Source organism: Gilvimarinus sp. F26214L (assembly GCF_054401055.1).
The window spans coordinates 328,849-345,213 of sequence record NZ_JBTIYG010000002.1 but is presented as its reverse complement, the minus strand read 5'-3'; the positions used below and the strand labels follow the sequence as shown (position 1 = coordinate 345,213).

The 16,365-nt window shown below is 61.1% G+C and carries 16 protein-coding genes; 4 read left to right on the top strand and 12 right to left on the bottom strand.

The window, feature by feature from the left end; genetic code table 11:
- Nucleotides 1-4: 4 nt before the first annotated feature.
- On the top strand, nt 5-691 hold the full coding sequence (locus tag ACURWW_RS03795) for a response regulator (RefSeq protein WP_445615695.1): 687 nt from the start codon (nt 5-7) through the stop codon (nt 689-691).
- Entirely contained in the window at nt 691-2,019 is a 1,329-nt protein-coding gene (locus ACURWW_RS03790; protein ID WP_445615694.1) for an ATP-binding protein, read from the top strand. The genes ACURWW_RS03795 and ACURWW_RS03790 overlap by 1 nt, the downstream gene beginning before the upstream one ends.
- 27 nt (nt 2,020-2,046) lie before the next feature.
- Here ACURWW_RS03790 and ACURWW_RS03785 read toward each other — a convergent pair whose 3' ends face one another.
- On the bottom strand, nt 2,047-3,087 hold the full coding sequence (locus ACURWW_RS03785; RefSeq protein WP_445615693.1) for a LysR family transcriptional regulator: 1,041 nt from the start codon (nt 3,085-3,087) through the stop codon (nt 2,047-2,049).
- A gap of 217 nt (nt 3,088-3,304) precedes the next feature.
- On the opposite strand from ACURWW_RS03785, the gene ACURWW_RS03780 reads away from it, so the two are divergent.
- Nucleotides 3,305-3,508, top strand: coding sequence for a hypothetical protein (locus ACURWW_RS03780; protein WP_445615692.1), 204 nt, complete (start codon nt 3,305-3,307; stop codon nt 3,506-3,508).
- 654 nt (nt 3,509-4,162) lie between these two features.
- Here the strand turns inward: ACURWW_RS03780 and ACURWW_RS03775 are convergent.
- The 6 genes from ACURWW_RS03775 to ACURWW_RS03750 form a co-directional block, all read right to left on the bottom strand.
- Nucleotides 4,163-5,455, bottom strand: a complete 1,293-nt coding sequence (locus ACURWW_RS03775; RefSeq protein WP_445615691.1) for an adenylosuccinate synthase — start codon at nt 5,453-5,455, stop codon at nt 4,163-4,165.
- Nucleotides 5,456-5,533: 78 nt separating this feature from the next.
- A complete protein-coding gene (locus tag ACURWW_RS03770; RefSeq protein ID WP_445615690.1) occupies nt 5,534-6,718 on the bottom strand; it encodes an ATP phosphoribosyltransferase regulatory subunit in 1,185 nt (394 codons plus the stop codon).
- A gap of 13 nt (nt 6,719-6,731) precedes the next feature.
- Nucleotides 6,732-6,917 (bottom strand): DUF2065 domain-containing protein, encoded by a 186-nt coding sequence (locus tag ACURWW_RS03765; RefSeq protein WP_445615689.1) that lies wholly within the window; start codon nt 6,915-6,917, stop codon nt 6,732-6,734.
- Nucleotides 6,918-7,172: 255 nt separating this feature from the next.
- Nucleotides 7,173-7,541: a DUF4168 domain-containing protein gene (locus tag ACURWW_RS03760; protein WP_445615688.1), complete on the bottom strand. Its 369-nt coding sequence runs from the start codon at nt 7,539-7,541 to the stop codon at nt 7,173-7,175.
- Between the two features lie 193 nt (nt 7,542-7,734).
- Nucleotides 7,735-9,111 (bottom strand): sigma-54-dependent transcriptional regulator, encoded by a 1,377-nt coding sequence (locus ACURWW_RS03755; RefSeq protein ID WP_445615687.1) that lies wholly within the window; start codon nt 9,109-9,111, stop codon nt 7,735-7,737.
- A complete protein-coding gene (locus ACURWW_RS03750) occupies nt 9,104-10,609 on the bottom strand; it encodes an ATP-binding protein (protein WP_445615686.1) in 1,506 nt (501 codons plus the stop codon). Before ACURWW_RS03750 ends, ACURWW_RS03755 begins: the two co-directional genes overlap by 8 nt.
- Before the next feature lie 193 nt (nt 10,610-10,802).
- On the opposite strand from ACURWW_RS03750, the gene ACURWW_RS03745 reads away from it, so the two are divergent.
- On the top strand, nt 10,803-11,156 hold the full coding sequence (locus ACURWW_RS03745; RefSeq protein ID WP_445615685.1) for a hypothetical protein: 354 nt from the start codon (nt 10,803-10,805) through the stop codon (nt 11,154-11,156).
- A gap of 84 nt (nt 11,157-11,240) precedes the next feature.
- Here ACURWW_RS03745 and hflC read toward each other — a convergent pair whose 3' ends face one another.
- The 5 genes from hflC to miaA all read right to left on the bottom strand — a co-directional run bounded on the left by hflC (nt 11,241) and on the right by miaA (nt 16,339).
- On the bottom strand, nt 11,241-12,125 hold the full coding sequence (hflC, locus tag ACURWW_RS03740; protein WP_445615684.1) for a protease modulator HflC: 885 nt from the start codon (nt 12,123-12,125) through the stop codon (nt 11,241-11,243).
- Nucleotides 12,126-13,286: an FtsH protease activity modulator HflK gene (hflK, locus tag ACURWW_RS03735; protein ID WP_445615683.1), complete on the bottom strand. Its 1,161-nt coding sequence runs from the start codon at nt 13,284-13,286 to the stop codon at nt 12,126-12,128.
- 233 nt (nt 13,287-13,519) lie between these two features.
- On the bottom strand, nt 13,520-14,848 hold the full coding sequence (hflX, locus tag ACURWW_RS03730; RefSeq protein ID WP_445615682.1) for a ribosome rescue GTPase HflX: 1,329 nt from the start codon (nt 14,846-14,848) through the stop codon (nt 13,520-13,522).
- 30 nt (nt 14,849-14,878) lie between these two features.
- Nucleotides 14,879-15,130, bottom strand: a complete 252-nt coding sequence (gene hfq / locus ACURWW_RS03725) for an RNA chaperone Hfq (protein ID WP_445615681.1) — start codon at nt 15,128-15,130, stop codon at nt 14,879-14,881.
- A 225-nt stretch (nt 15,131-15,355) separates the two neighbouring features.
- A complete protein-coding gene (gene miaA / locus ACURWW_RS03720) occupies nt 15,356-16,339 on the bottom strand; it encodes a tRNA (adenosine(37)-N6)-dimethylallyltransferase MiaA (protein ID WP_445615736.1) in 984 nt (327 codons plus the stop codon).
- Nucleotides 16,340-16,365 lie beyond the last annotated feature (26 nt).

Sequence of the window (16,365 nt, the reverse complement as noted above, 5' to 3'; positions counted from 1 at the left end):
CTGCATGCGTCTGCTACTGATTGAAGACGAACAAAAACTCCGGGAACAGCTTTGCGGTTTTCTCCGCGACCTGTCCTACACTGTGGATGCCGCTGCAGACGGGGAAGAAGGGCTCTACCTGGGCCGGGAGTTTCCCTACGACCTGGCCATTGTGGACATGGGTCTGCCCAAACTGGACGGCCTGAGCGTGATTACGACGCTGCGGGCGGAACAGGTGAGCTATCCCATCCTGATTCTTACCGCACGCAGCAATTGGCAGGACAAAGTGGCGGGCCTAGAAGCGGGCGCAGACGATTATCTGGTGAAACCCTTTCACCACGAGGAGCTTCGTGCGCGGCTCAATGCCTTGCTGCGTCGGTCCGCTGGGCGCGCGAGTCCGGTCTTCAACTTCGGTGCCATTGAGCTGGATACCGCTGCCAGGACTGTGAAGATCCGTGGCCACGCCCTGGACCTGACCAGCTACGAATACAACACCCTCGAATACCTGGCCCATCACGCGGGCAAAGTGATTTCCAAGTCCGAGCTCACTGAACACCTCTATGAGCAGGACTATGATCGGGACAGCAATGTAATCGAAGTCTTTATCGGACGACTGCGCAAAAAGCTGGACCCCGACGGCGAGCTGCGGGCGATTACCACGGTGCGCGGCCAGGGCTACCGCTTCGATCCGTTGCGGGGACCGGACGGCTGATGCCCCGCTCCCTCGCGGGCCGCCTGCTGCTGGCATCGGTCCTGTTACTTCCCGTCCTATTGGGTGTAAGCGCCTACATGCTTGACCTGGCCTTCCGGCGCAGCCTGCTTTCCGCCGAAGAAGACCGTTTGCGCGGTCATGTTTACCTGCTTCTCAGTGTCGCGGAATTGAATGATGGCAATCTGTGGATGCCGGAGGTACTGCAGGAGCCCCGCCTTAACCAGATTGATTCGGGCCTGTACGGCTGGATCACCGACCAAAGTGAGCGGCCCTTGTGGCGCTCCCCTTCCGCCGCTCTCCTGGAAACCGTGGAAATGCCGGCACGCAGCTTCCAGCCGGGCACGGGCCATTTTGGAGAGCTGAATACCCGCTTGGGTCCCCTGTTCGCCTATTCGCTGGATGTGGTGTGGCAGGCCGGAACTCAGGACCATGGTATGCGGGTGGTGGTGCTGCATAACCCGACGGCCCTGCAGGCGGAGCAGGATGCCTACCGTGGCCAGCTGTGGCGCTGGCTGGGCTTGCTTGCAGTGCTGCTGACGGGTGTGCAGGTATTGATTCTGCGCTGGGGCCTGAAGCCCCTGCGAGGCCTGGCGGCGGACCTCAAGCGCATCGAAAGCGGCGCACGGACACAGTTGGCGGGAAGCTACCCCCGGGAGATTCAGACGGTTACGGACAACCTGAACCGGGTTCTCAAGAGCGAACTCCAGCAACGCGAGCGCTACCGCCACACTATGGACGACCTGGCCCATAGCCTGAAGACGCCGTTGGCGGTGATTCAGGGCAGCCTCGAGGCCCGGACCGCCTCTGGCGGTGTGGTGGAGGAGCAACTGGAGCGCATGAAGCAGATCATCGACCACCAGCTCAAGCGGGCCGTGGTGAATCAGGCCGTTCCGCGCCATCGGGCCAGCGCCATCGAACCGGTCGTACAGCGCTTGCTGAACGCCCTGGACAAGGTCTACCGGGACAAGCAGGTGAGCGCGCGGCTCACTGCCAGTCAATGCACCAGCACCGTGGATGAACGGGACTTGTTCGAGTTGCTGGGAAACCTGCTGGAGAACGCGTTCAAATATTGTCGTGGCCAGGTGCTGGTTACCGCCGAGAGCAGCCGCAACGGGGTGACAATACGGATTGAAGACGATGGCCCCGGGGTACCGGCCGCGCAACGCCACACCATCCTGGAGCGGGGTGCCCGGGCGGATACCGCCAATTCCGGCCAGGGCATCGGCCTGGCGGTGGCGGTGGATATCATCAGCAGCTACGGCGGCAGCCTGGCGGTGGAGCGCAGCCCACTGGGCGGCGCCTGCTTCAGCCTGTTACTTCCGGCCTGAGCGGCCCGGGAGCGGACCTAAGCCCGGTCAGGGCATGCGATTGGGCCCGTAAAATCCGATCTCCCGCCCCACCTTGTAATCGGCATAGGGGTCGCCGCTCTCCTTTTCACTTTCCGCCCGATGGACAATGGCGAGCATTTTCTCCCGCAGCCACTGATGTACCGGCGACGCCTCCAGCCGCTTGTGCATCGCCAGCACATAATGGAAGTAATACTCCTCCCGCACGGGTAGACGCATACTGGTCACTCCCACCCCCAGGAGGGGGTGGCGGGTGATCAGCGGCGGCCCGAACAGCACACAGTTGGTCCGCTTGATCACCTCGATGGCCGAGAACATGTGCGAGGTCTCGAATACCACCTCCCCGGGCATGCGCGTGCGGCGGCCGCCGCCCTGCTGATCCAGACCGCGCTGCACGAAGTCCAGCTCTTCCATGTCAGGCACGTACCAACCCACCTGGGGGTAGTTGTCGACCACGTAACGCAGGTCATCGAGAGTTTTTAGTTCGCGCTTGGAGATGCGCAGCGGGTGGCCCTGACGGACCAGCAGCACCGGGGGCATGCTGGCCACAGGGTCAACAGTGAAGTCGGAGCCGTAACTGGCGTGCTTCACGTGGATGGCAAAGTCCAGATCCCCGTGGGCCATCTGTTCCAATTGTTGCTCGATACGGCTGATGGCGACAATCCGGATGTGAGGAGCCTCCTGCTGCAGCTCCTCCAACAACGACGGCAGAATCGCCATCCCGATATATTCCGGAATGGCCACCTTGAATTCGCCGCGGTAGGTCCATGGGTCAAATTGCTGGTCCGCCACCAGTTCCTGCACCCCGTGGAGAAGCACCGTGAGCTTTTTCTGTATGTCCAGCGCGCGGGGCGTGGGAACCATGCCGTGGGAACTGCGGGTGAACAGGGGATCGTCAAAAAGCTCCCGGAGCCGACCCAGAGTTTTGCTCATGGCTGACTGGGTAATGAACAAGCGATCAGCGGCTTTGGAGACGTTGCACTCCTCCACGAGCACCTGCAGGGCTACCAGGAGGTTAAGGTCAATGCGGGAAAGCTGCCGGGTATCCAAAAGTCACCCTCCTCAGAATGGCCTGGTATGAACTCCAATCATAATAGACGACTTTTTGACCTTTATGAAGACTATCAAACGGTTGATCGGCATGGCTGTGTCACCGTTTCCTTAAGCAGTTATCCCCTGCGCCAAGGGTTGCGACGGAGTTCGCAGGGTTTTTGCGCAGGGGCCCGCACACGAGCTGGGGGCAAGGCAATAGATATGAGCACAAATCATGAATTTGATGATTAAGCATCATTTGAAACATATCAGGGGAGTCGCTAAATTACACCTCAACAGCAGCGACATCAGCTGCCCGGAAACGCCAACGGAGACACAGGACATGTTAGTTGCATTCGGAATTTACTTTGCCCTGCTGGGGCTGGTTGCCTGGGAAGATTTCCGCCTGGACAGCCGTGGATATGGTTTCAAAGCTTAGTTTCACTACCGTTAGTTAAGGTCAACTCTCCTCTCTTTTGATCACTTCTAAGTGCTTATGCCCGTCGCCCTGACGGGCTTTTTTTTGTCTCGTGCTTTCTTGCCCCTCTCAGAATATCCAGGCCCGCAGAATATCCAGGCCCGATCGGTCCGTCGGAGTCCGGGTAGTCAGTGCGCTTCCCCATAGGCTGTGCCACGGGAACCGAACGCCAGCCCAGGGGTGGAGGAAGCGCCAGCGTGATATGACACAGGTTCATTCGCCCGATGATTTCTGACCATTTGAAACATATCAAGCCGAACCCTATAGTGAGCACAAGTTAGCAAGTCAGGCAGCAGCCCAAGGAGGTAACAGCCATGGTAGTAGCAACTTCATTCGGTATTTACTTCGCGCTTTTGGGCCTTATCGCATTTGAGGACCTGGTCCTGAACAAAGGCAAGTCCACACTCAAGGCCTGAAAGCCCGCAAACATTTTCATCACCTAGTTAGTCAGACACCTCTCTCTTCTAGCTCCTCGCCCGTCGCCCCCCGACGGGCTTTTTTTTGTCCGTAATTCGTGCCGGCGGGATGTGGAGGTCACGGTCATACCGCACCGCCCTCGGCAGGCGATGCTCCGGGGGTGCGGTATGAAGCCGGACAACGGCGAAGGGGAACTGCTCAGGCGAACGGATGGCGCAGAACGATGGTCTCGACCCGGTCCGGCCCGGTGGAGATGATGTCGATGGGCGTTTGTACCAGCTCTTCCAGGCGCTTGATGTAGGCGACCGCATTGGCCGGGAGCTCTTCGAGAGTCCTGGCGCCCACAGTGGACTCCTGCCAGCCGGGCATTTCCTCGTACACCGGCGTGACTTCCGCCCAGCCTTCCGCGTCGAAGGGAATCGTTAGCGGCCTGCCCTCAGTATCCTGGTAACCAGTACAGATCTTCACGCTATCCATGCCGTCCAGCACATCCAGCTTCGTCAGGCAGATGCCGGAGATGGAGTTGATCTGTGTGGCGTACTTCACCGCTACCGCGTCAAACCAGCCCGTGCGGCGCTCGCGTCCAGTGGTCGCCCCGAACTCGTGCCCTTTCACCCCCAGATGCTTGCCGATTTCGCAGCTCAGCTCAGTGGGAAAGGGGCCGGAGCCGACCCGGGTGGTATAGGCCTTGGTGATGCCGAGGACGTAGTCCAGATAAAGGGGACCGACACCGGAGCCGGTCGCGGTGCCGCCGGCCGTGGTGTTGGAAGAGGTCACAAAGGGATAGGTGCCGTGGTCGATGTCCAGCAGCGAGCCCTGGGCGCCTTCAAACATGATGTTCTCGCCGCGAAGCCGGGCGCTGTGCAACAGGTCCACCACATCGGCCACCATAGGACGCAACTGCTCGCCCCACTCCAGCGCACTGGCGAGGACCTGGTCGTAATCGATCGCGTCCACCTTGTAGAACTCGGTGAGCATGAAATTGTGGTAGCGGAGAATGTCCTTCAGCTTGGCCGCAAATCGATCGGCATTGAGCAGGTCGCCCAAGCGCAGACCGCGACGGGCCGCCTTGTCCTCGTAAGCGGGGCCGATACCGCGCCCGGTTGTGCCAATCTTGCTCGTGCCCAGTGCAGTTTCCCGCGCCTGGTCCAGCGCTACATGGTAAGGAAGGATCAGCGGGCAGGCCGGCGACAGGCGAAGGCGCTCGCGAACGGGCACGCCCTGGGCCTCCAGATCGGCCATCTCCTTGAGGAGCGCTTCGGGTGAAAGCACTACGCCATTGCCGATGAGACAGCTCACATTGTCCCGCAGAATGCCGGAGGGGATCAGGTGCAGAACGGTTTTTTTGCCGTCGATCACCAGCGTATGGCCGGCGTTGTGGCCGCCCTGGAACCGAACCACAGTGGATGCCTGTTCGGTCAGCAGGTCCACGACCTTGCCCTTGCCTTCGTCACCCCACTGGGTTCCGATTACAACAACGTTTCTGCCCATTGCCGCTTAACTCTCTGAATTCAATAGTGGTGGATGCCCGCTGCCAGGCAGGCGCGTGTTTCGATGTCGATCCCGCATCTAACGCCAGGTCTCGACCTGATATTCGCCATCCTTGAGGACCAGCCGGCGGTCGCAATTAAGCTCCTCGCGATCCGGGGTTTCGCCCGGGAATCCGCCGACCACGATCTGCCCCTTGGACCGCAGCTTCCTGACCGCCTCCCACTGGCGCGGGTCCTCGCTGTCGGGGGCGTAGATGCCGGGTGGGCGCGGGGAAGCGGCGTTCAGCAATCGGTTAAGTGCAGTGACGTCGATATGAAAACCGGTGGCCGGACGCGCCCTGCCGAACACCTGCCCCACGTGGTCGTAGCGCCCCCCGCTGGCCAGCGCCCGGCCATATCCCGGCGTGAAGGCCGCAAACCAGAGGCCGGTGTGATAACTGAAGCTGTGCAGCTCACTCAGATCGAAGTAGAGCTGAGCATCGGGATAGCGCTGCACAATGGTGTCCGCGAGGCTTTCCAGTTGATGGACGGCGTCCATGACCGCTGCCGGCGCTTTGGCCAACACGTCCCGCGCCTTGCGCAGGGATTCCCGCCCGCCTGCCAGGCGCGGAAGCTGGCGCAGGATTTCAGCTATGGCGGAATCCTGCACGTGCTCTTCCACCCAGGCTCGCATTTCGGCGGCGGCCTTGCGCTGCAGGAGGTCGAAGAGTGTTTCGCGCTGGTGGTCGTCGAGATCGAGCACCTTGATCAGTTCGCGGCAAATACCCACATGGCCGATCTCCACCGAGGCGCTGTGCAGCCCGACGGCCTGCAGGGATTCCAGCAGCAGGGAAATGACTTCCAGATCCGCCCCCTGCCCCGCTTCGCCATAGAGTTCCACCCCCGCCAGCATGGGCGAACGGGTGGCCAGCGGTGTGCGCGGTCGGGTGTGGAGAACGTGCCCTGCATAGCAGAGCCGATTGGCGCCCTGCCGTTTCAGGCTGTGGGCGTCCATGCGGGCTGTCTGGGGGGTGATGTCCGCCCGAACCCCGAGGGCCCGTCCGGAGAGTTGATCGGTCAATTTGAAGGTGAGCAGGTCCAGATCACGGCCGAGTCCGATCAGTAGCGAGTCCGTAAACTCCACCAGTGGCGGAATCACCAGGTCGTAGCCCCAGCAACGGTACAGGTCCAGAAGGCGGCGGCGAAGCGATTCCAGTTGCCGCGCCTGGTCGGGCAGGAGTTCCTCTACCCCGTCGGGCAGCAGCCAGCGATCTGCGTAAGTCATAGTCCCATCTTCTTCAGCGGCTCAAATACAGGAGGCCGACGCCAATGACCATGGATGCGAAGCCCAGCCAGCGCAGGCTGCCGTCATCGATGGATGCGAGCCTGGCGGCGAGCTGACGCCAGCGCCGGGGATAAAGGAAGGGCGTAATGCCTTCCAGGACCAAAACCAAGCACAGCGCTTGCAGCAGTTCTTTCCACATGGGTGCGATCTGAATCCGGCGACAGCGAACTGTCGGCACAAAAAAACCGGGATGGAAGCCTGTAGGATTCAGGACCCGACGGCCCCTGGACCATGCGCCCCAAATCCTGCAGGCTCCGAGAGCCCGGTTGCAGAATTCTACCATCTTGGGTCGGGGGGGAACAGGTGAAGATGGGGTGGGGAGATTGGTGGCAGGAGCAAAAAAGCGGACCGCTCGAGGCGGCCCGCAAAAGAGTTGAGCAACGAACGCCTGCAGTTACTCGGCAATCATGGAAAAGACTTGCTGGCGCAGGGCGGCATCCTGATCCATGCGCGCGACCAGTTCGTTGTATTGCTGGACGGAAACTCCCGCATCTTCCACGGCGCTGATCATTTTGGCCTGTGCCTCCTGCTGCAGGCTCTGTGCTTTTGCGCGGTCTTCCACTTCCTGCAGACGTACGGTGTATTCTTCCTGAATGGTCTGTACCGAGCCGTAGGCGACCGCAAAGCTTTTCACGGTTTCCTGTGCGACCGGCCGCTGGGGAGCGGCTCCGGACTCGGGGGCCGGCGGCTGCGCGTGGGCAGAGAAAGCGACCATGGACGTGACTGCGAGGGTAAGCATCAGTTTGGGTTTACCGATAAGCATGGATTCTCCTTTGAGTTCGGATTGAGGACACAAACTCGTGTTTGCGTGACCTCATCCTCGCAAGGGGCGTGCCGGCAGGTTGAAAGCCCCGCCAGCCGGGCCCCGGAGGCAAAAACATAGTGCAATTTCGGCTCGCGACCTCCTCGAACGCTGTGCCATCGGGGCACATGCGCCCCATCGAAGTGTGCCCCGATCAGCCCTCCAGGTAGCGGTACAGGGTGCGACGGCCGATACCCAGGAGTTCAGCGGTCCGGCGTTTATTGCCCTGCATGCGCTCGAGTACGTGGCGGACATAGCGGCGCTCCACTTCACGCAGCGGCAGAGGCTCCTGTTCATTCAGGGGATCTGGCGCGCCCTCCCCAACCCCTGAGGCCGTGCTGGCGTGATGCTTTCGAATGCGCTCCGGCAGATCCGCGACCTCGATCTCCTCACCGCGCGCAAACGCGACCGCTCTTTCCATGGCATTGGACAATTCGCGCACGTTCCCGGGGAAAGGGTAGACCCGCAACCGCGCAAGCGCAGCGGCGCTGATTCCCCGCACAGAGCGCCCGGACGCCAGACCAAAGCGGGCAATGAAGTTCGCCGTGAGCAGATCCACGTCGTCGGCCCGCTCCCGAAGCGGAGGCACCTCCAGGGTGAAAGTCTCGAGCCGATAGAACAAGTCCGCTCGGAAATTGCCCTGCTCTATTTCGTCCTCCAGGTTGCGGTTGGTTGCGGCAACCACGCGCACATCCACGCTGCGTTCGCGATCATCGCCTACAGGCCGCACGTGCCCATCTTCGAGTACCCGCAGCAGTTTGCTCTGCATGGCTGGTGGCATCTCGCCGATCTCGTCAAGGAGGATGGTGCCTCCATCTGCCTCGCCAAACAGCCCCTTGCGGGCGCGCTGGGCGCCCGTAAAGGCACCGGCGCGGTGCCCGAAAAGCTCACTCTCCAGCAGTTCAGGTGGAATGCCGGCGCAGTTGACCGCCAGGAACGGCTTTTCCCTGCGCGGACTCTCCGCATGGAGGGCGCGGGCCACCAGTTCCTTGCCCACGCCGCTTTCGCCCATCAGCAGAACAGGACCACTGGCCTGGGCTGCGAGGCGGACGCGTTCGAAGAGCAGGCGCATGGGCCGGCTCTTGCCGATCAAGCCGTGAAACTCCCCTTCCCGCAGCACCTGGCGGTAACGGTTGATTTCCGCCTCCATGGCGCGATGTTCAAGCGCCCGGGCCACGCTCAGGCGCAGGTGCTCCAGATTGAGGGGTTTGGTCAGGAAATTATCGGCTCCCCGCTTGAGGGCGGCGACCGCCTGCTCCACGGTGCCAAATGCCGTAATGGCGATGAAAGCGGGCCTGAATGCCCCCTGGCGGCTTCGATCGAGAAGCTCCATGCCGTTAGCTCCCGGGAGTCGGAGGTCGCTGACAATTACGTCCGGTGGATGGCGCTCCAGGAGCTTGGTGGCGTCCTCAACGTTGGCGGCTTCCTGCACCCGATAGCCGTCATCGGTCAGTTCCTCCCTGATCAGTTGTCTCAGGCCGTGGTCATCCTCCACCAGAAGAATAACAGCGGTTTTACTGCGTCTACTCATTTGCGATCTCGCTGTGTTCGCCACCTTGGGGGGCCGCGAGCGGGAGGCGCACCAGGAACAACGCGCCTCCCAGTTCGGACCTGCCCACTTCGATTTCACCGCCGTGGTCCCGCACCGCTGCGTGTGCCACGGCCAGGCCCAGCCCCGTACCGGACCCGGTTGGCTTGGTGGTAAAAAAGGGCTCGAAAAGATGATCTGCGGCTTCGGGATGGATCCCGGGGCCGTCGTCCTCGATGGTGTAACAGAGTTCCCCGTTCTCCACAGCGCAGCGGATTCGAACCTGACTGCGAGCGGCCTGCACCGCGTTGCGAAGGAGGTTGTTGAGCGCTTGCTCCAGGCGCACCAGATCGACGGCCACGGTTTGACGCTCTGCGGCGGGGTCCACCTGACAGATGAGCCGGGGCCCGTGCTCGCGTCCCAGAGTCTGCAGTGCGCTGCGGAGCGGATATTCCGCCGGAAGTTCGCGCAGGCTGAGAGGGTTGGCGCGCCCGAAATCCAGCAACTGGCGGATGATGCGCTCCATGCGGGACGCTTCCCGCTTGATCACGGCCAGGGCTCGCTGAACCCCTTCTGGGGCATCCTGATGGCGCAAAGCTCGTTGGGTGCTGCCGTCTACCGTGGCGAGAGGGCTGCCAAGCTCGTGAGCAACACCTGCCGCCAATTGGCCCAGGGCGGCGAGTTTTTCCGACTGATGAAGACGGGCGGTCAGCACTTCTTCGCGTGTTTTTTGCCGGGCCAGCTTCCGACGGGACGCCACGATGGCATCCAGCATCTGGTTGACGGCCGCTGACAACAGGGACAGTTCCCGCGGTCCGCGGCGCTCCAGTCGGTGCCCGATCTCGCCGGACCCAATCCGCGCCAGACTCTGCTCCATCCGCCGCAGATGCCGCCCCACCGCCCAGCGGTGCCCCAGCAGAACGATGAGGATCAGGGCCCCCGCGGCGACTGTTACGATGGTCAGGCTCTGGCGCCGCAGTTCTGCAATGTATCGGTCGAAGTCGCTGCCCCGGCGCGTAATTTGCAGCAGGCCGTTAATGCGCTCGCCGGCATCCACAAGCGGCACAAAGTAGGAAAACACCCGCTCTTTGCCGGCCCGCCCGAACTCGCCCTGGCGCTCTCCGCGGCTCGCCAGGCTGGCTGCGCGGTTGTGCGGCATGGAGGCCTCGACGGCGCCGTTGGAGTACACGGGTTGCCCCTCGCGATCATAGAGATAGATTCCATAGACGCGATCGATACTGAACGCGGATTCCAGGGCCCGCTCCACTGTTCGATCATAGCCCCGCTCCATGGCATGACTCAGTGGCAGGCGGATCGCCCGGGCAATAAGCTCTATGTCCTCCTCCATCCGTGCCTGCGTATGGCGCTCGAGCAATGTGATTCCGTACCAGCCAGTCAGGCCAACGGCTCCGAGGAAGGGCAGGAGCACCGCAAGAACGAGTAAGGTTCCGAGGGAGAGCGCGGCGGGTCGCCACAGGTAAGTGCGTGCTTTTTGGCTCATGGGTTAATACGATACACTCGCTTACAGGGCTTTTACAGGGCTGGCTCCCTCATTGCCCGGTACACAGCTTGCTTGCGCACGGAGTAGCACCGGCCTTGCCTGCCACCATTGGCCCCCCCCTCGCAGCAGGGGTCGGCTCTCGATCTCAGGGCGCAAGCAGGCACGAAATATCCCAAATATTCAGGAGTTCTACATGGTCCGTTTTACCGTAGGCGCTTTCTTGCTGGCCGGCGCCATGGGCCTTTCGGCCGCCGAATGCATCGAAGTCACCTCTCAGGATTATGAGCTGGAGAAAAACGACATTGGCAGCGCAATGGTGCATTGGAAAGCCGGCCTCAAGAACAAGTGCAGAACGACAATGGACGCGGACCTCACCATTCAGTTGGTGAACGCCCGAGGCGAGTCGGTCTACGAGTTGGTCGAGAAAACCACCCTTGGAGTGGAAGAAGCTTTGGATTTGGAAAAAGAGGTGTACGTGCCGAGCCGCATCACGGCGGAGGTTGAGGATCTGGAGATCCAGGTCCAGGAGCGACAGCGACAGCCCTGAGGACTGCAAAGGAGGGCACCGGCCTGTTGAAAACCGGGTGCCGAGTTGGCCGGCCGTGCCCAAGGGGCCGCGGCCGGCGCCGCCTCACTGCTGGTCGCTGGTGCCGGTGGGGCTGTTCAGATAACGGAAGAATTCGCTGCTCGGGTCCACCAACAGTACGTCGTTGCGCGAACTGAAAGTCTCCCGGTAGGCGTTCAGACTACGCACAAACTGATAGAACTCCGAATCCTTGTTGTAGGCTTCCGCGTAAATGGCTGCCGCCAGCGCGTCGCCTTCACCACGAATCTGCTCGGCGTCTCGATAGGCTTCCGCTTCGATAATGGTCTTTTGGCGGTCCGCGTCGGCCCGAATGACTTCCGCCTGCTCCTTACCTTTTGAGCGGTGCTCCTGTGCTTCCTGCTGGCGCTCTGCTGTCATGCGCTGAAAGACCGAGTCACTGACATCAGCCGGCAAATCGATGCGCTTCACGCGAACGTCAATGATCTCCACACCCAGTGATTCCTCGCTGAACTGGCTCAGCGTATCGATCAGCGCGCTCATCAACTCGTCGCGTTCCCCGCTGACCACTTCCTGCAAGGTGCGCTCCCCGAACTCGTTTCGCAGCCCGGCGTTTACGCGCTGGGCGATCAGTTGATCCGCCCGGCTTTCATCGCCATTGGTGGCCACGTAGTAGCGACCCACGTCGGCAATGCGCCATTTGGCGAAGTAGTCCACCATCATCCCCTTCTTCTCAACTGTGAGAAAGCGCTGCTCGGTGGTCGCGGAAGTGAGAATCCGGGCATCGAATTTCTGCACCCGGTTCATGATCGGCACCTTCACATGCAGCCCGGGCTTGATGTCCGCCTGGGCCATGCGGCCCCACTCCAGCAACACCGCTTTTTCGGTTTGCTGCACGATGTACAGGGAGTTCACGGCCAGCAGGGCCACGGCGCCCAGCAGGGCCAGCGCAATTACTGATTTGGTATTCATTTAGCGTACCTCCCTGCGCCGTGTGGGCGTGGTCTGTTCACGGCGCAACACGTTCAATACTCGCTGCTCCACTTCGGACGCTATGGCTTCCTGATCGGCCGCGCCGGCTGATTGAGGAGCCTGCTGCATCATTTTGTCCAGCGGCAGATAAAGAAGATTGTTGCCGTTTTCCACGTCCATCAGAATCTTCGAGCTGTTCGCCATGACCGACTGTACTGCATCGAGGTAGAGACGCTCTCGGGTCACCTCCGGCGCCTTGGTGTATTCGGTGAGGAGCTGCTCGAAGCGGCGGGCATCACCCTCCGCGCGAGATACCACCTGCTCGCGGTAGCCCTGGGCCTCTTCGATCATGCGCTGGGCGCGACCGCGGGCTTCGGGAATCACACGATTGACGTAGGCCTGGGCTTCGTTTTTTACCCGCTCCTCGTCTTCGCGAGCACGGTTCACGTCATCGAAGGCGCTTTGCACTTCCCGGGGTGGTGTGGTTTCTTCCACGTTGACCTTTTCCACCAGAATGCCGGTCTGGTAGGCATCCAGGTATTCCTGCAGACGCTCCTGCACCTCGACGGCCACCTCGCTGCGGCCTTCGGTCAGAACCTCGTGCATTTCGGTAGCACCGACCACATGGCGCAGGGCACTGTCCGTTGCTTCACGGAGACTGCTCTCCGGGGAACGCACACGGAGTACGAAATCCTCGGCATTGGATATGCTGTATTGAACTGAAAGGTCCACTTCAACAATATTCAGGTCGCCGGTCAGCATGGAGCTGCCGTTGATACGATGAAGGCGCACGTTGGTAACGTTCACCGGATAAACCCGGTCGATGATGGGCGGCGCCCAGTTGAAACCCGGGCCCAGGGTGCGATCGTAAACCCCGAAGCGCAGCACTACGGCGCGCTCACGTTCATTCACAATCTGGATCCCGGCAAAAAAGTAGACCAGCGCGAGCACCACCAGGACCAGGCCAATCACGGCACCGCTGGCACCGCCGCCGGATCGGCCACCACGTCCGCCGCCGGAACCGCCCCCGAAAATGCCGCTGAGCTTTTGCTGCAGCTTGCGCAGGGCTTCATCAAGATCCGGTGGGCCTCCGTCGTTCCCGCGGTTCCCGCCGCCACCCCAGGGATCGGGCTTGTTGCCACCCGGTTCATTCCAAGCCATAAGTATTCTCCACGACTGCTTTGTTCGTAACGCAGCACTAGTTGTCAGATTGATGTGCTATTAGAGAAGACCCACGGCATCCGTGAGTCGCAATTGTTCTTTTCGTGTCGACCATCCCGGGAGTGGTCACCTCCAGCGCGAACCCGCACGGCACGAGAGCCCAACAGGCCATGTTACCGGCTCGAACCCTCCTTTGCAGCCGAAGCGCCTCAAAACGCTTGTGGACCGCTCTGTCAGCTCGAGGTCCACCCGCCCACGCGATCGCCCGGTGACTGCTGCCAGTGCAGGTCGCGCCAGGCGAGGTTTTCGGCGCTCAGCAAACGCATGAGATCCGCTTTGGGAATCCGCAATTCCAACGCACTGGAACCATCGTCCAGGTGTTGCTCCGAAAGCACCGAGTTGTGCGCGTACAGTTTCGCGCGCAGTCTAGCCTGATCTGGCGCCAAATGCAGCGTCTGCTGGAGAATGTCACCGGCCACCAGTTCGGACATTGCCTGGAAGAGCAACTCCGTTCCACGGCCACTCTGGGCCGAGAGGTAAACAGCCACGGGATGGCCTTCGGCGCTTCTTTCGATGCGTGGACTCATCCCTGCGACCAGGTCAATCTTATTGAACACTTTGAGCTGCAATTGCTCCCCGGCGCCAATCTCTTCCAGCACCGCGTCCACCTGCTGAATCTGATCCGCGGCATTCTCGGCGGCGGTATCCACCACATGGAGAAGCAGATCAGCGCTGGCGACTTCTTCCAGGGTGGCCCGGAATGCTTCCACCAGACGGTGGGGCAGGTGGCTGATAAAGCCCACGGTGTCGGCGAGAATCACCGGGCCCACATCGTCCAGTTCCAGGCGGCGCATGGTGGGATCGAGCGTCGCAAAAAGCTGGTTCTCGGCGTAGACCCCGGCATCCGTAATTCGATTGAAGAGCGTGGACTTGCCCGCATTGGTGTACCCCACCAGGGATACGGTGGGAATGGAAGCGCGCTGCCGACCCCGCCGCCCCTGGGCACGCTGACGACGCACCTTCTCCAGACGCGCTTCAATGGAGCGAATCCGTTCACGCAGCAGCCGGCGGTCGGTCTCCAGCTGGGTTTCACCCGGGCCGCGCAAACCGATACCGCCCTTCTGGCGCTCCAGGTGAGTCCAGCCGCGTACCAGCCGCGTTGAGATGTGGCGCAATTGAGCCAGTTCCACCTGCAACTTGCCCTCGTGGGTACGGGCGCGCTGGGCGAAAATGTCGAGAATGAGACCGACCCGGTCGATCACGCGGCAACCCACCGCCTTTTCCAGGTTGCGTTCCTGACTCGGAGAGAGCACATGATTGAAGATAACCACCGCAGCCTGATGCTCCTGCACCAGCTGCCGCAGCTCTTCGAGTTTTCCTGTGCCGATGAAATATTTGGGGTGAGGAGCGGCCCGCTGCCCCATCAAAAAGGCAACGGGATCGCCATTCGCGGCTAGAACCAGCTCTTCGAGCTCCCGAGGGTCCTCGGGCTCGTCGTAGCGGTTGAAGTCGAAGTGCACCAGAACCGCGGTTTCACCCGAATCGGGGCGTTCAAAAAACAAACAAGCCTTCCTGATCAGTAGAGGATGCCATTAAAGGCCTTCACCCTCCCCACCTTGAGGACTTGTCATGGGGATGCGCACAGCGCGAGAGGGTACGACGGTAGAGATCGCATGCTTGTACACCATCTGGCTCACGGTATTCTTAAGCAATACCACGAACTGGTCGAACGACTCGACCTGTCCCTGCAGCTTGATGCCGTTGACGAGGTAGATGGAGACGGGAATACGTTCTTTTCTCAGCACATTCAGATAAGGGTCTTGTAAGCTGTGCCCTTTTGACATGATATTCTCCTTAGATAATAAAAAAGCGCAAAAACAGACTGATTGGGTCGGCCCAAAACGGGCCATTACTTATAAATCGGAGCTCCTACCGGGATACCTTCAGATCTCGCATTCTGCGGGAGTGGTCACTGTGGGGAATCCACCGCTGGACAGGTGTCGCGCCGTCAGGCCGACTCGGTACGGGGCATCGTCAGATATGACATCAAAATCCCGACGTCGTTTCCATTATATCGTTATCCCTTCGATATAATTCAAGGTCTCCGCGTGAATTTCGGCTATTTGCCTCGCTTTGCCCTCTGGTGTATCAATGTACAGGGTCTTTAACCCTGACCATTTCCGCAGCCAGGTGAGCTGACGCTTGGCCAACTGGCGGCTGGCGGCAATCCCCCGTTCCACCATCTCCTCCCGCGAGCATTCCCCGTTCAGGTAGTCCCAGATCTGTCGATAACCCACCGCACGGATGGCCGGCAAATGGGGGGTCAGGTCACCGCGGCGGTACAGTATGCGGACCTCATCCTCAAAGCCTTGGTTCAACATCGCGAGAAATCGACGCTCAATTCGCTGGTGAAGCATGCTTCGATCCCTCGGCACCAGGCCCAGCTGAATCAGCTCATAGCGCCCGGCAAAAGACTCGCGCGCATCGCCGGCCTGCCGCTCGCGCAGCGCGGTCATGGTCTCCCCGCTCTGGTAGTACACCTCAAGGGCCCGCAGAATGCGCTGGGAATGATTGGGATGCAGTCGCGCGGCTGTGTCCGGGTCAATGGCGGCAAGGCGCCGGTGCAGTTCCGGCCAACCGTGTTTGTCCGCCTCGGCCTCCAGCTCGGCGCGCAGTCGCGGGTTGGCCCCGGGCATTGACGCCATCCCATCGAGCAGTATTTTGAAATACAGCATTGTGCCGCCCACCAGCAGCGGAATGCGCCCTTGCTGATGGATTTCCCCGATCGCCACCAGCGCGTCCTGGCGAAAGTCGGCGGCGGAGTATGGCTCCGCCGGGTCGCGCAGGTTGATCAAACGGTGAGGGGCCCGAGCCAGTTCTTCAGCCGTCGGTTTGGCCGAGCCGATGTCCAGGCCCCGGTAAACCAGTGTGGCGTCCACGCTGATCAGCTCCACGGGCAGAGTTTGCCGAAGGGCGGTCGCCAGGGCGGTTTTGCCGCTGGCAGTGGGTCCCATCAGAAAGATGATCGGAGGTTTGGGAGACAGCGCGGGCATGGGGAATTCAGACAAGCGGCGATCGC